Source organism: Serratia sp. TSA_198.1, from assembly GCF_052686505.1.
The window spans coordinates 235,770-250,471 of the sequence record NZ_JBQZFP010000001.1 but is presented as its reverse complement, the minus strand read 5'-3'; the positions used below and the strand labels follow the sequence as shown (position 1 = coordinate 250,471).

13 protein-coding genes are annotated in these 14,702 nt (G+C 57.4%); 2 read left to right on the top strand and 11 right to left on the bottom strand.

Going from position 1 to position 14,702, the window contains the following annotated elements:
* Positions 1–319: 319 nt before the first annotated feature.
* From ACUTSW_RS01185 to chaB, 10 genes are all read right to left on the bottom strand, one after another.
* The gene (locus ACUTSW_RS01185) at positions 320–1,600 is read right to left on the bottom strand and encodes a nitrate regulatory protein (RefSeq protein ID WP_062871154.1); all 1,281 of its coding nucleotides are present in this window, start codon (positions 1,598–1,600) and stop codon (positions 320–322) included.
* 55 nt (positions 1,601–1,655) lie between these two features.
* Positions 1,656–3,230: an ABC transporter substrate-binding protein gene (locus ACUTSW_RS01180; protein ID WP_445583474.1), complete on the bottom strand. Its 1,575-nt coding sequence runs from the start codon at positions 3,228–3,230 to the stop codon at positions 1,656–1,658.
* A gap of 136 nt (positions 3,231–3,366) precedes the next feature.
* A complete protein-coding gene (locus tag ACUTSW_RS01175) occupies positions 3,367–4,038 on the bottom strand; it encodes an ABC transporter ATP-binding protein (RefSeq protein ID WP_445583473.1) in 672 nt (223 codons plus the stop codon).
* Complete coding sequence (locus ACUTSW_RS01170) at positions 4,035–4,877, bottom strand: ABC transporter ATP-binding protein (RefSeq protein ID WP_445583472.1); 843 nt, start codon at positions 4,875–4,877, stop codon at positions 4,035–4,037. Before ACUTSW_RS01170 ends, ACUTSW_RS01175 begins: the two co-directional genes overlap by 4 nt.
* Entirely contained in the window at positions 4,867–5,736 is an 870-nt protein-coding gene (locus ACUTSW_RS01165; protein ID WP_063201966.1) for an ABC transporter permease, read from the bottom strand. Before ACUTSW_RS01165 ends, ACUTSW_RS01170 begins: the two co-directional genes overlap by 11 nt.
* Positions 5,733–6,785, bottom strand: a complete 1,053-nt coding sequence (locus ACUTSW_RS01160) for an ABC transporter permease (RefSeq protein WP_445583471.1) — start codon at positions 6,783–6,785, stop codon at positions 5,733–5,735. Before ACUTSW_RS01160 ends, ACUTSW_RS01165 begins: the two co-directional genes overlap by 4 nt.
* Positions 6,785–8,353: an ABC transporter substrate-binding protein gene (locus ACUTSW_RS01155; protein ID WP_062871159.1), complete on the bottom strand. Its 1,569-nt coding sequence runs from the start codon at positions 8,351–8,353 to the stop codon at positions 6,785–6,787. Before ACUTSW_RS01155 ends, ACUTSW_RS01160 begins: the two co-directional genes overlap by 1 nt.
* 305 nt (positions 8,354–8,658) lie before the next feature.
* A complete protein-coding gene (gene cbl, locus ACUTSW_RS01150) occupies positions 8,659–9,612 on the bottom strand; it encodes an HTH-type transcriptional regulator Cbl (protein WP_004945885.1) in 954 nt (317 codons plus the stop codon).
* A gap of 301 nt (positions 9,613–9,913) precedes the next feature.
* Positions 9,914–10,609, bottom strand: a complete 696-nt coding sequence (locus tag ACUTSW_RS01145) for a gamma-glutamylcyclotransferase (protein ID WP_062871160.1) — start codon at positions 10,607–10,609, stop codon at positions 9,914–9,916.
* 386 nt (positions 10,610–10,995) lie between these two features.
* On the bottom strand, positions 10,996–11,223 hold the full coding sequence (gene chaB, locus ACUTSW_RS01140) for a putative cation transport regulator ChaB (protein ID WP_062871161.1): 228 nt from the start codon (positions 11,221–11,223) through the stop codon (positions 10,996–10,998).
* A gap of 130 nt (positions 11,224–11,353) precedes the next feature.
* Here chaB and ACUTSW_RS01135 point away from each other — a divergent pair, with 130 nt between their 5' ends.
* Both ACUTSW_RS01135 and chaA read left to right on the top strand, forming a co-directional pair.
* Positions 11,354–12,172 (top strand): siderophore-interacting protein, encoded by an 819-nt coding sequence (locus tag ACUTSW_RS01135; protein WP_445583470.1) that lies wholly within the window; start codon positions 11,354–11,356, stop codon positions 12,170–12,172.
* A gap of 372 nt (positions 12,173–12,544) precedes the next feature.
* Positions 12,545–13,645, top strand: coding sequence for a sodium-potassium/proton antiporter ChaA (gene chaA / locus ACUTSW_RS01130; RefSeq protein ID WP_013813448.1), 1,101 nt, complete (start codon positions 12,545–12,547; stop codon positions 13,643–13,645).
* A 57-nt stretch (positions 13,646–13,702) separates the two neighbouring features.
* Here the strand turns inward: chaA and lpxO are convergent, their stop codons facing one another.
* Complete coding sequence (gene lpxO / locus ACUTSW_RS01125; protein ID WP_004945898.1) at positions 13,703–14,605, bottom strand: lipid A hydroxylase LpxO; 903 nt, start codon at positions 14,603–14,605, stop codon at positions 13,703–13,705.
* Between the last annotated feature and the right edge of the window lie 97 nt (positions 14,606–14,702).

Genomic DNA, 14,702 nt, shown 5'->3' with positions numbered 1-14,702 from the left:
TTGGCCGGGTTACGTTTTAGTTAATGCAGCTTGCGTGCCAAATCGCCAAATCTGTCATTTTAAACCCACCAATATGTACCCCATGAATTTCAAGTTGTAGCCAGGCGCCTAGCTCGCTCATCCCCAGGCGCTTACTTAAGTCACTGGGGTGAGTGACAAATCTGTCGGGAACCGATTTGAACGCTGCTCGCAGCGGCCCCGAAGGGGCAAGGCCCATAGATGGGTCTTGCAAGCAGGTAACAACGCTGCAGCTTGAAAGGCGACGGGTACGTTGCACAACGGCAAGGCATTAACTGCACTGACGGTGTGCATATACTCCTTAAGGAGTATTCCCGGTGGGCGGTAAAATATCCGCCACCGCCAGCATGGCATTGGCGATATCAATCAGCCGCTTGTTTTGGTTCATGGCCATCTTGAGCAGCAGCCGGTGAGCGTCCTCCTCGGTCAAGCCGCGATGCCGGATCAGCAGCCCTTTGGCGCGTTCGATTTGCTTGCGCTCATGCAGCGTCGCACGCGCCGTCGCCAACTCCTCTGACAGCACCTGCAACCGCTGCGACTGCTGCTGAATCAACTCCATCATGGAACGGCCCAGACGCGGATTGATGCCGTCCCCCATCAGCGGCGACGCCGCCCCCAGCGGGGTGGCCACAAACACCGCGTAGCTTTCTCTCGCCTGTTGCGGCACGTAATCGACATAATCCAGCTCCAGCGAGCGCTGGGCCTCGGCCAGGCTGTGGCGGCAACTGGCCATCAGCGCCTCTTCCAGCCGATCCTCTATCTGTTTCATCAGGTCAATGCGCGCACTGGTGATCTCGAACCAGCGCAGGCTGGTGTCGGCGCGATCGCTCAACTGCAATTGGGTACAGGCAATGCGACGCAGGCGTTCAAACTCGCGGTCATCCTGCTGCTGTATGCGCCGCCACTGGGCCAGCGACTGTTCGTCGGCGAACTCGCTGAAGGTTTGAAAACAGCGCTCCTGGCCTTCGATCAACATCAGTAACTGCTGATGGGAGGCTTCACTGAAATGCATGGCGGCAAAACCGGCCGCGCCGATTGCCCGCTCTTGCCCGGCCAGTTCCTTGCCTTGCATAAAGCTGAACATGGCGATCAACGCACGCGTCATGGCGGGTTCAACGCAGGCATCCGCCGCCTCGAATACCAGCGCCAGCAGGCTGTGAATGATGTTATTGAAGGTGTCCATGGCCGCAGGCTGCGAGACCTGCTGCTGCTGTACTTGCCGGCGCAGCGCGGGCAAAGCGGTGAGGTTGTGCAACGCACAGGCGATGCGGCTGAACAGGCGGCTGGCGCTGGCCAGCGGTGCCGTGGCGGCATCCAACTGCGCCAATTGCCGTTGCACCGCCAGTTCGGCCTGCTCCACGTCCTGCGTTCTGCCGGGCAGCCGTTCGCCGAACAGCGCGCCCTGTGAACACAGATAAATATTGACGGTGCCGCGCTCCCGCTGAAGCACGTGGATCAGTTGGCTCACCCGGCCAACCAACTGGCCCATCTGCAGCAGCTGTTGCAGCACGGTGATTTCGCAGCGTTTGGACGCCAGCAGAAAATCGCCGGCGCTGGGCGGGAAAGCGCTATTACGGCTCATGACAGGATCCCCGTTACGGTAAATAGGCCGATCCTGCAAAAGCCGTGCCGTAGTGTTACTTACTCACGCGATCCAGATAAAGCATGCTGTTGGCGATATTCAGCGTGGCCCCCTTGATGTTGTCGCGCAGCGCCACCAGCGTTTGCCCTTGCAACGCGACGACGTACGGCGAGCTGGCCTGCACTTCATGCTGCAAGGCTGCATAGCGCGCGGCGCGTTTTACCCCATCGCCTTCTGCCGCCGCCGCACGGGTTTCCGCACTCAGCGCCGGTATCGTCCACTGGGTGCGCCAGGCCAGGGTTTTCGGGCCGTTCGGCACGTTGTAAGCAAAGGCGCTGGCGTTGGTGTTCGGGTCCAGATAGTCGGCGCCCCAATAGGTGAAGATCGCCTGGAAATCGCGACCGCGCATCTTGCCCCACAGATCGCTTTCTACCACCGGGTGAATATCCAGTTGCAAACCGGCCTTGGCAAAGCTGGCCTGCAGCGCTTGGGCGATATCGGTATAAGGCGGTTGGTTAATGACGATCAAATCGATGCGCGTACCTTCAGCGATACCGGCGTCATGCAGAATCTGCCTGGCCTTTGCCACGTCAAGTTTGAACGGCTGGTCCGAGACGGCACCGTCCAGCCCGACCGGCAGAAAAGCCTGATGAACGCGGTATTGCCCTTTCAGCAGATCTTTCGCGATGGATTGGTAATCCACCAGCCAGCGCGCCGCCTGCCACAGCGCCGGATTAGCCAACGCCGGCTGCTGTTTGTTGCCGGTATTGAAGCCGAGGTAATACACCTTTGCCGAATCATGTTGCTCAATACGCACGCCCTTTTCATTGCGCAACGAGTTGAACTGATCGGCCCCCAAATCATAGGCCACGTCGGCGTCGCCCTTCAGCAGCAGCAAGCGGCGGGTGCCGGCGTCGCTGACGTTCTTCAGCAACACCGTTTTCAACTGCGCTTTGGGCTGGGCGTAATCGTTACGGCTGAACAACAGCGCCTCGTGCGGCACATAGTTGCTGACCCGGTAAGGGCCGGCACCGGCGGAGTTCGAACGCAGCCAAGCATTGCCGAAATCCCCCGCCTGGCTGTGTTCGCTCAGCAGCTTCTCATCGACAATCGACGCCACCGGTGCGGTCAGCAATCGCAGCGCCAGTTCGCTGCCGATATTCGCCGGCCAGCTCAGTTGCAACTGGTTGTCGTTGAGTTTTTTCAACTGGCTTTCAACGTTGTCCGGCGTCCAGCCGAATTCGCCGAGAATAAACGACGGCGCCTTGTTCAGTTTCACCGCACGCACCAGCGAGAAGATCACGTCCTCCGGCCGTACCGGATTGCCGGAGGCAAAGCGCTGGTTGTCATGCAGGGTAAAAATCAGGCTGTGACCATCTGCGCCCGCCTGCCAGCCGCTGGCCAGTTCCGGTGCCAGCTTTTCCGGCGTTTCACGATCGGGTGCCAGCAGGCGCTGGTACAGATTGACCAGGTTGGCCGAGCTGACGGTTTCAAAACTCTCGGCCGGATCGAGGCTGATAATCCCCTCCAGCGAACTGACCACGACCAGCGTATCTTGCGGAGTGGTGGCCTGCGCGCCGAAACTTGCTGCCAGGGCGCTGAACACTAAGGTTGGGATGAGACGTTTCATTGCTGCACTCTCCATCAATCACGCGGATGCGTTATTTTTCGAGTGTAGGGGGGTGAGTTTATAAGAAGAACGACTATAAATTGCTTTATTTATTACACAGATGAATATACCCGCCGCAGCCACGGCGGGTATTGCTTCAATTCACCAGCCGGCCGTGCGCCATCGCCACCGAGCGATCGCACATATGGTCGATGACGTCGGCATCGTGGCTGACCAGGATCATGGTCAGATCACCCGCCTGCTTCAGATCGTTGAGCAGGTTGAGGATTTCCGCCTGTACCGACATGTCCAGCGCCGACGTCGGCTCGTCCAGCAGCAGCAGTTTCGGTTTCAGCAGCAGCGCCCGCACTATCGCCACCCGCTGGCGCTGGCCGCCGGAAAGCTGGTGCGGATAGCGATCCAGCAAGCGCGGGTCCAGCCCCACTTGCCGAAAACCGGCGCTGATTTTCTGCTCGATATCGCGCTCTTTCAGCAACTTCAACGGCTCCGCCAGCGTGCGCAACAGCCGGTGCTTGGGGTGCAGCGAAGCATAAGGGTCCTGAAACACCATCTGCACCTCACGCCGCAGCGTGCCGGTGAACGGCCGGCCGGGCTTCAGATCCTGGCCCAACAACCGGAAACCGCCGATCCAGTGCTCGTTCAACCCGGCCAGCACCCACAGCAGCGAGGATTTACCGCAGCCTGAGGGGCCGACCAGCCCGAAGCATTCACCTTGCTCGATATGCAGATTGACGTCATACACCACCGTGCGTAACTCATAGCCCTGGCGGTGGCTGACGCTGAGGTTGTCCAAAGTAATCAGGCTCATTTCAGCGCCTCCAGCAGCGCACGATCCAATACCGGCAGGGGTTTGCCGTGGGTTTCCCGGCTCGGCCGGCACGACCATAGCGTGCGGGTATAAGGATGCGTGGCCGAAGCCAACTGGTCAGCAGGCAGTTGATCCAGCAGCTCGCCCTTGTACATCACCAGGACCCGCTCACAGTAGTGTGCCACCTGCTGCAAATCGTGGCTAATCAGAATCAGCCCCATATTGCGCTGCTCCACCAGATTTTCGATCAGTTGCAACACCTGATCGCGCATCTGGTGATCGAGTGCGGAAGTCGGTTCATCGGCAATCAACAGCTGCGGATCGTTAATCAGCGCAATCGCCAGCATCACCCGCTGCCCCATGCCGCCGGAAAGCTGATGCGGGTAGCGCTGACGCAACGCCGTCGGGTCAGGCAAGCCTACCGCCGCCAGCATGTCCAGCACCTTTTCCCGCCGTTCGGCCCGGCCCAGGCGAGTGTGCAGCAACAGCGGCTCCTCCACCTGCTTGCCAATCGGCTGAGTGGGGTTCAGCGCATGCTTGGGATCCTGCATCACCATCGCCACTTTTGTGCCACGCAGGCGGTTCCACTGACGCTCGTTCAGTTGCGTAAGTTCATCCCCGCCCAACGTCAGGCGCTGCGCCCGCACTTGCAGCGGCGGGGGCAATAGCCCCATCAGCGCCCGGGCGGTCAAGGATTTGCCGGAACCGGATTCGCCGACCAGCGCCAGCCGCTCTTGCCCCATGCTGAAAGAAATCTCTTTTACCAGCGCAACCGGCTGTGGCGCCGGCAGCAGCACCGACAGCCGGTCGGCGATTAATAAGCGGTTATCAATGCCCATGACGAGGATCCATTTTATCGCGCAGGCCATCGCCCAGCAGGTTAAAAGCCAGGCTGGCGAACAGGATCGCCCCGCCCGGCACGGCGGCCACCCACCATTGATCGAAAATCACTTTACTGCCCTCGGCCACCATTGACCCCCATTCGGCGGTCGGCGGCGCAACGCCCATACCGAGAAAACCCAAACCGGCGGCGGACAGGATAATCCCGCCCAGGCTCAGCGCGGCGCGAACGACCGCGCTCGGCAGGCACAACGGCAAAATATGGCCGGCCATCAACCGCAGGCCGCCAATGCCCTGCATGCGCGCCGCCGCCAGATAGTCACTGCGACGCAACGCCAGGGTTTCCGCCCGCGCCTGACGAGCGAAAGAAGGCCAACTGGTCAGCGCCAGCGCCAACGCGCCATTCATCAGGCCCGGACCGAGCACCGCGACAAACGCCAGCGCAATCACCAGGCTGGGCAACGACAGAAAAATATCGGTCACGCGCATCAAAATACGCTCCGCCCAGCCGCCGAGATAACCGGCGCTGATGCCCACCAGCAGGCCAATAGGAATGGTCAGCAACAGGATCAGGGACACCAGAATCAGCGTCGGGCGGGCGCCGTAAATCACCCGCGACAGCAAGTCGCGGCCAAAACCGTCGGTGCCCAGCCAATGGCCGGAGGAAGGCGGCAGCAGGCGCAACTCAATGTGTTGCAGATTGGGGTCGAACGGTGCCAGCCACGGGGCCAACAGCGCGGTCAGGATCAAGATCGCCACCAGCGTCGCGCCAATCGTCAACGTCGTCAGCCGACGGCGTGAAGGGTAGCCGGTAGCCGGTGCGCCCTGGGGCTCATGTTCGGAAAGGTATTGGCTCATCGGGTTCGCGGGTCCACTAAATAAGTCAGTGCGTCGGCCAGTGCGTTAAGCACCACGAAACAGGTGCCGATCAGCAGCGTAGCGCCAAGAATGGCCGGCGTATCGGCGGCAAACAGCGCGGTGGTCAGGTAACGCCCGACGCCCGGCCAGGCGAACACCGTTTCGGTCAGTACCGCGCCTTCGAGCAGGCTGGCGTAGGACAGCGACAAAACGGTGATCAGCGTGCCGAGCACGTTGGGAAACACGTGGCACAACAGAATGCGCACGCGGCTGGCGCCTTTGGAACGCGCCAGCGTGACGTACTCTTTGTTGCACTCTTCCAGCATCGCCGCACGCAGCAGCCGGGTGATGCCCGCCATCGACAACAGCGCCAGCGCCACCACCGGCAGCCACAAGTGGCTGATGGCGTTGTAAAACATCTCGCGATCGCCGGACAGCCAGCTATCAATCAGCACAAATCCGCTGCGCGGCTCCATGCTGTAAAGGTAGATATCATCCAGCCGTCCCGGCCCCGCCGACCAATGCAGCGTGGCGTAAAACAGCAGCAGGCCCAGCAGGCTGAGCCAGAAGATCGGCACCGAATAGCCTATCAGCGACAGCAGCCGCGCCGCGTTATCCAGCCAACTGCCCGGTTTGAGCACCGCCAGAAACGCCAGCGTAATGCCGCCGAGAGCGCCGAGGATAATGGCGCAGGTGGCCAGTTCTACCGTCGCCGGGAAGGTACGCAACAGATCGCTCAGCACCGGCTGCGAGGTGATGCGGGATATTCCCATGTCGCCGTGCGCCAGATGCACCAGATAGCGCCAGAACTGCACCGGCAGCGGCTGATCCAGCCCCAAATCGTGGCGCACCTGGGCGTAAGTGGCTTCGCTGGCGTGATCGCCGGCAATTTGCAACGTAGGGTCGATCGGCGCCAGATGCGAGAGCATAAAGGTGAACAGCAACAGGCCGAGCAGCGTCAGCGCCAGGGACAGCACGCCGGTCAACAGCCTGCGGCCCCAGCGCCAGCTGTGCCGGGCGAACCCGGCAGAGGAAGAACGGGTTGTCATTACTTGCTGACCTTGCTGTAGAACACCATGTCGGGGTTGATGCCCTGCACGTAGCCTTTCAGATTGTCACGCACGGCGATCAGGCTGCGCGCCTGCAAGCCGATAACAAATGGCGAGCTTTGCTGAACGGATTTCTGCAACTGTTGGTAATCCGCCACCCGTTTGGCGGTGTCATTCTCCGCCGTGGCCGCCAGCGTGAGCTTATTCAGCGCGGGAATTTGCCAGTTGGCGCGCCAGGCCAGGGTTTTACTGCCGTCTTCCGGGTTATAAGCGAAGGCGGCGGCGTTGGTGTTCGGGTCAAAATAATCCGGCCCCCACGAGGTCAGGACCGCGTCATAGTTAAGGGTTTTGACCTTGGTGGACACCTGAGCGCTAAGCCCCGGCACCAGATCCACTTTCACGCCACCCTGGGCGAAACTGGCCTGCAACGCTTGGGCGATATCCAGGTACGGCGGCTGGTTGTTGACGTCCAGCTTAAAGCTGACGTTTTTCAGACCGGCCTTCGCCAGGATTTCTTTGGCTTTTTGCGGATTAAAACTGTACGGGCGGTCCTTCAGCGCGCCCAGATACCCTTCCGGCAGGAAGGCCTGGTGGTTCTGGAACTGGCCTTTCAGCAGATCGTTGGCAATGCCGTTATAGTCAAACAGCCAACGTGCCGCTTCCCAGAACGCCGGGTTACCCAGCGCCGGCGACGCCTTGGCGTTGAACTGCAGGAAATAGAGGGAGGCGTACGGGATCGCCAGCGGTTTTACGCCCGGCTTGTCTTTCAGCGCCGCCATCTGATCTGCGCCCAGGTTGCGCGCAATATCGGCGTCGCCCTGTTCCAGCAGCAAGCGGCGCGCAGCCGGATCCGGCACGTTCTTGATCAAGACGGTTTTCAGCGTTGGCGCGCCTTCCGGCGAGGTCGGGTTGGCATCCAACACCACCACTTCATGCGGCACATAGGTGCGGATTTTATACGGGCCGCTGCCGGCGGAATGGCTGTTCAGCCACTGATGCCCCAAATCATCGCCCTGCTGGTGCGCCAGCGCTTCTTTGGCATCGACAATCGACGATACCGGCGCCGACAGCAGGCTAAGCACGAACGCCGGGCTGACGTTTTCGCTCCAGCTTATTTTCACCTTGTGGTCGTCCACCTTGCTCAGGTGCTGGTCGACGTTTTTAGCGTTCCAACCCAGTTGGGTGAGGATAAACGACGGTTCCAGGTTCAGCTTCACCACCCTTGATAGCGAGAAGATCACGTCCTCCGGGCGCAACGGGTTGCCGCTGGAGAATTTGGCGTCCGGCCGCAGGCTGAAGGTCAGGCTGCGGTTATCGCTGCCCGCCTGCCATTCGCTGGCCAGCGTAGGCTTGAGGTCGATAGGGTTCTGCGGATCCGACTGAATCAAACGCTGATACAGGCTGTTGAACGATTGTACCGTGGTTAACTCAAAGCCCTGGGCAGGGTCAAAGCTGACAACGTCATCAATTGACTGGGCAATCACCAACGTATTCGCCGGGGTTGCCGCCTGCGTGTTGAAACTGGCCGCTACGGCCAAAAATAGCAAAGAAGGAACGAACGCTTTCATCAGAAACTCTCCAACCGGATGGAATTTATAGTAATTTCGCGAGTGTATGTGAGTGCATTCGGCAGGCGAAGGTACTTAAATAACTATAGATATTCTTTTTATATCTATAGATGAGGTTTTGATTATTAAGCAGGCTAAGCTCTGCGACGTTGCCCCTTGTCTGCGATTAGCGTGCGGCCTGTCAAGGCCGGGGATGATCAGATGAGAAAAGGTAAACGCCGTCTGGTCGGAGAGTTATTGAAAAAGCCGCTTTAGGCTCCTCTATCGCCGGGCAATCTGCCCGGCTTTTTATGTTCATCGCCGGGTCAAATCTGGTAATCGATCACCGCATCCAACTGTGAGGAGAATACCTTGTCCTTGATTTCGGTCAGCGATAGCGTCGGGTTGCACAGCTGGATAAACCGCCAGGCATAGTTACGTTGTAACTGACTACGTTTCAACCCCAGCCACACGGTATTGGGTTCGAACAGATGCTCGGCATTGAGACTGACCAGGCCGTGGTCGCGCTCTTTCTCGTACGACATATCCGCCAATACGCCGACCCCCAGCCCCAACTCGACATAGGTTTTAATCACGTCGGAATCCTGCGCGCTCAGAGCGATATCCGGCGTCAGGCCGGCGGCCTTGAAGGCGGCATCCAGCCGTGAACGGCCGGTAATGCCCTGCCGGTAGGTGATCAGCGGCAGCGTGCTGAGCATCTCCAGCGTGACCTGCGGCTGGCGGGTCAGCTCATGCCCTTCCGGCACCAGTATGGTGTGATGCCAGCGGTAGTAGGGAAATGCCGCCAGCGATTCGTCGCTCATCAAGCGTTCGCTGGCAATACCGATATCGGCTTCGCCGGAAGCCAGCATGGCGACAATTTCTTCCGGGCTGCCCTGGTTCAGCACCACTCTCACCCGCGGATATAACGCGCGAAACTCTTTAATCACCCCCGGCAGGCTGTAACGTGCCTGAGTATGAGTCGTAGCGATATGCAGTTGGCCGGAGTCGTTGCTGCTGAATACGTCTGCCAGGCGGCGGATATTATTGGCATCATTCAGGATACGTTCAGCCACCACCAGCAATTCTTTACCCGGTTCGGTCATGCCCAATAAACGCTTCCCGCGGCGGATAAATATCTCAATGCCCAGCTCTTCTTCCAACTCACGAATATGACGGCTAACCCCAGATTGCGAGGTAAATAACGTGTTGGCGACCTCGGTCAGGTTGTAGTTGCAACGCGCCGATTCACGAATAATTTTTAGTTGTTGAAAGTTCATCCCTTCCCCCTGTCGAGCAATAGTGTTAACGACAGTGATACTGAGTCTGGCGGGAGGGAACAAATAAGAAATAACCTTTACTTATGCATTTTAATGCTAAGTGGATTTTTCACGGCCGTGAATTAACTGTTTCTTCGAGATAAAATAACGAACACCTTTAAAATTAACGACATATAAAACCACTTAATTATTATGGATTAGATATTCCGGCGAAATAAAGTTATTAAATATAGGCATTGGTTATATATAAAAAGGCCCTGCATGCAGAGCCCGTTTGGAAAGGATGTTTCGGCAGAGAGAATCAGGCAGTCGCTTCACCGCCAATAGGGCCGGACGTGTTCTGCTGTAACCACTGCTGCACATAGTTGACCAAATCGCCGATGCAGTCGTCCTTCATGCCGTGGTTTTTCAGCTCGTTATCCAGTGCAAACAGGTATTGGGCATTGGTGCCCAACGGCCCGCTGGCGCTGGCTATCAGAGGCGCTATCACCTGATGGCTGGTGTCTTCTTCAAACAGCGGGTGTTGCGGATTCATCACGAATACCAGCGCGGTGACCACTTCGCCATCAGCAAGCTGGAGATCGCACCAGGTCGGCAGGTAACAGCCGGTCACCATTTCGCGTTTCCACAGCAGTTCCAGTTCTTCGCGCAGCTTCTCTTCCGGCAAGCGGAACGCCAGCCCGGTAGTATGGCCGCCCTCTTTCAGCGCCAGCATGCGCCCCGGCTGATGCAGGGTGCCGCGCCCGGCGGTTAACCGCAGGCAAAACGCACGGTGCCAGCCCTGCAGCGTAGCCGGACGCACCTCTTCGGATTCGAATACCGGGTTCCACATCAGCGAGCCATAACCGAATATCCACACCGGGCTGTTATCCGGACGACGGGATAAAGTACAATTCAGCGAGGCCGCACGCTGCTCTGATGTCAGTAACAGCGACTCCTCAATTGTGCCGAATGCTGTTTTGCAATCTGCCTTTTGCAGAAAATCTCGCGTTAACACCTTAACAACCTCCTGGGAATAGACGACTCATACTCCCTGCCACTGCGATCTCTGGAATTTTTATTTATTGGATGCGGAATTTTATTAATTCAATATACCCAAAATAATTGGAGCTGCATCAAGGCGGCAAGACCGTAAATCCCCGGGAGCTTAGTAAACTAAGTGACTGGGGTGCGCGGACGCGGCCAACACAGATGCAGTTTCAAGTATGAAGGGTATAAGTCACTCCACGATAATAATGACCTTATTCTTTTCTCGATCCGCAATCAAGTTTCAAAACGTAGATAAAGTGAAAAAGTATTTGTACGCGAGAGCAATAATATTAATTGCATGCTTAGCTATGCAGATATTGTGATTTTACCGGCACCCGCAACCGGATTTTAAGGTTACTTTTTGTGCCAACGGTCGTCGTCGCCTTTGCGATAGGCCTGCTTCACTGCCGCCCAGGCGACTTTATGCGCCGTTTCTTCGCGGCTGTCATCGCCGCGACGGTCATCAGGATCACGATATTGATCCCAGGCGCTATTAAACGCTTCTTTATAGATCTCTTGTGCATGATCCGGCAGCACATTTTTCACATTGTCAGGTAAGGCGCTCTTGCTGTTGTACGGCATTATTTTTCTCCCATAACGACGTATGAATCTCTAAGCCTAGTCAATACCGCCTGCCACCTCAATCAGCAAACGATTCTCATTATCAAATGACATGATATACTCGGCACCATACGAACATAAGGAGATCACCGTGAATACCGATGCCCCCCGCTCACGCGCGCCTTACCTGATTGAAGTCGCCGCTGTCCGTGACATTGCGCCGCACCTGCGCCGCATCACCTTTAGCGCGCCAGACCTGCGCTATTACCCGGCGCAAGCCGCTGCCGCACACATCAAGGTTTTCCTGCCGCTCGCAGGCCAACGGCAACCGGACCTCCCAACGTTGACCGCTAACGGCCCTGTTTGGGCAGCGGACGCGGTACGCCCGATTATTCGTACCTATTCGGTACGCGCCGTGCGCCCGGAACTGGCAGAAATCGACATCGAATTCGCCATCCACGACCATAGCGGCCCGGCGGTAAACTTTGCGCGCCAGGCTAAAGCGGGCGATAAAATTGGCATCAGCAACCCTGGCGGCCCCAAACCGATGCTGCCGCCAGCCGATTTCTACTGCCTGGCCGGTGATCCTTCATCTTTACCCGCGCTGGCCGCGTTGCTGGAACAGCTGCCGGCGAGCAGCGAAGGCCATGCTTTTATCCGCGTGGATACTGCCGCCGACGTTATCAGCCTGAAAAAACCTGCCGGCGTCGAGCTGAATTGGATTATCGGCGGCACCGAAAAAACGCCGGAGCTGATAACCCAATTTTGCGCATTGCCCTTGCCGCAGGCCGCCACCCAGTTCTGGCTGGCGGGTGAAGATCGCCTGGTGGTCGAGCTGCGCCGCTACCTGCGCCGCGATCGCCAATGTGATCGTAATCAGCTTTATGCCGTGCCTTACTGGCGTGAGGGGTTAAATGAAGAGGGTTATCATAATAAACGGCATGAAATCATGGATAACATTGACGACTAATGGGAATTTTTCCCTTTATTAACCATGCAATGCGTGTATAACTGCAATTTACGCGCCATTGATGCGAAAAGTTAATCCCACTACGTAAAAGTAAGTAAATAAAACCGCATCAGATGCGGTTTTTTTGTTAACCTTGTCACACAAAGCAAGCAATTGCTTTTTCGAGTAACACAACATCACATCATTACCCGACACAAGACACCGGGTGTATCCTATTATTATTAAATATAAATATGCCCAATGGATTTCAAGCTGCGGCCAACAATGCGGCAGCGTGAAAAGCGGCGGGTAAACATTCTGGATACGCGAGTTGCCGTACTGCGGCAGTCAGCGATGACGGGTCCACGCTGTTTGAGAAGGAGTACCATCAAAATGAAGTCGCAACACGATCCTGGCCGATCCAAATCCCGCCACACCGAGTACTCGCTGATTTTTCCGATCGCCGCCCTGGTAGTCCTGAATCTGTGGGGCAGCACCAGCAACTTTCCTTTGATCGTCGGCATTAACATCGTCGCCCTGATCGGTATTCTCAGCAGCGCCTTTAGCGTGGTGCGCCATGCGGACGTGCTGGCTCATCGTTTGGGGGAACCCTACGGCTCGCTGATCCTCAGCCTGTCGGTGGTTATTCTGGAAGTGAGCCTGATTTCAGCGCTGATGGCGACCGGCGACGCGGCCCCTGCGCTGATGCGCGATACGCTTTATTCCATCATCATGATCGTCACCGCCGGGCTGGTAGGCGTTGCGCTGCTGCTCGGTGGGCGCAAATTCGCTACCCAGTACGTTAACCTCGGCGGCATCAAACAGTATTTGATGGCCATTTTCCCTCTGGCGATCATCGTGCTGGTGTTCCCGAGTGCGCTGCCGGGGGGTAACTTCAGCACCGGTCAGGCACTGTTGGTCGCGGTGATTTCTGCCGCCATGTATGGCGTGTTCCTGGTGATCCAGACCAAAACCCACCAGAGCCTGTTCGTGTACGAGCATGAAGATGACGACGGCGACCCGCACCACGGCAAGCCTTCCTCGCACAGCAGCGCTTGGCATGCGGGCTGGCTGGTCGTGCATCTGATTGCGGTGATCGCGGTGACCAAATTCAACGCCAACCCGCTGGAAGGTTTGCTGACCAAAGTGAATGCCCCGGCGCAGTTTACCGGCTTCCTGGTGGCGCTGCTGATCCTGTCGCCGGAAGGTCTGGGCGCCCTGCGCGCCGTGTTGAACAATCAGGTGCAGCGCGCCATGAACCTGTTCTTCGGCTCGGTATTGGCGACCATTTCCCTGACGGTGCCGGCAGTAACCATCATCGCTACCCTCACCGGCCAGACGCTGATCTTCGGCCTGCAGACACCGCATATCGTGGTGATGTTGACGGTCTTGCTGCTGTGCCAGCTGTCGTTCTCCACCGGGCGCACCAACGTGCTGAACGGTACCGCGCACCTGGCGCTGTTTGCCGCCTACATGATGACCATCTTTTCCTGAATGACCGAGGGGCGCACTCTGCGCCCCTCTTCTTATACCGCCTTGTACCGCCAGGATTTATACCGCGAAGAAAATGCCCGCCGCGATCCCGCCAAACAGAATCCATTTAATGATGTAATAACCGGTGCGGTTCCACGCCTTTAGCCGTTTCCCCACTTTGCGCACCGCATAAATATACTTGAACAGTTTGTTAACGCCGCCGGTGCGATCGCCCTCTTCGTTTGGCGCAGTGGCCGCGCTCATCAGATTACGCCCCAGCCAGTGGTTGACGCTCTGCGCCCAGCGATAACGCATCGGCCGCTCGATATCGCAAAACAGAATCAGCCGGTTTTGCCCGCTCTGGTTTTCGGCGTAATGCAGATAGGTTTCATCAAACATCACCCCTTCTCCGTCACGCCAGCTGTAACGTTCGCCGTCGACTTCAATAAAACAGCGATCGTCATTGGGCGTAATCAACCCCAGATGGTAACGCAGCGAACCGGCGTAAGGGTCACGGTGACGCGGCAGGCGGCTGCCATCCGGCAGTTCGGCAAACATCGCCGCCTTGACCGAAGGCAGACTGCGCAGCAGCGCGGTGGTCTGTGGGCACAGGCTCATCGCCGACGGATGGTTGTCTTCATACCATTTCAAATAAAAACGCTTCCAACCGGTTTTGAAGAACGAGTTGAAGCCGGCATCGTTGAATTGATCCGAAGCTTTAATTTGCTGGATCGCCATCAACTGCTGCCCTTCGTCGCGAATGGTTTGCCAATTATCCCGCAATACCGCCAGTTCGGGAAATTGCTCCGGTTGCAGATAAGGCGTTATCGGCGCGCGCGAGAACAAGTACATAAAAACGTTCAGTGGCGCGGTAAAAGTGGAATGATCGGAAAGCTGCCGCCAGAAGGTATAACGCACCCGGCCGCGATAATGGATATAGACCACACATAAAATAAATAAAATTAAAATAATATATTTCATGACTGAACCGCTGTGAGAAGCCCAACACCTGTGCGCCAAACCGGCGCACAACGCAACTACTTCCGTTTGCCAGGTAAAGGCTGGCGCCAATTTGGAA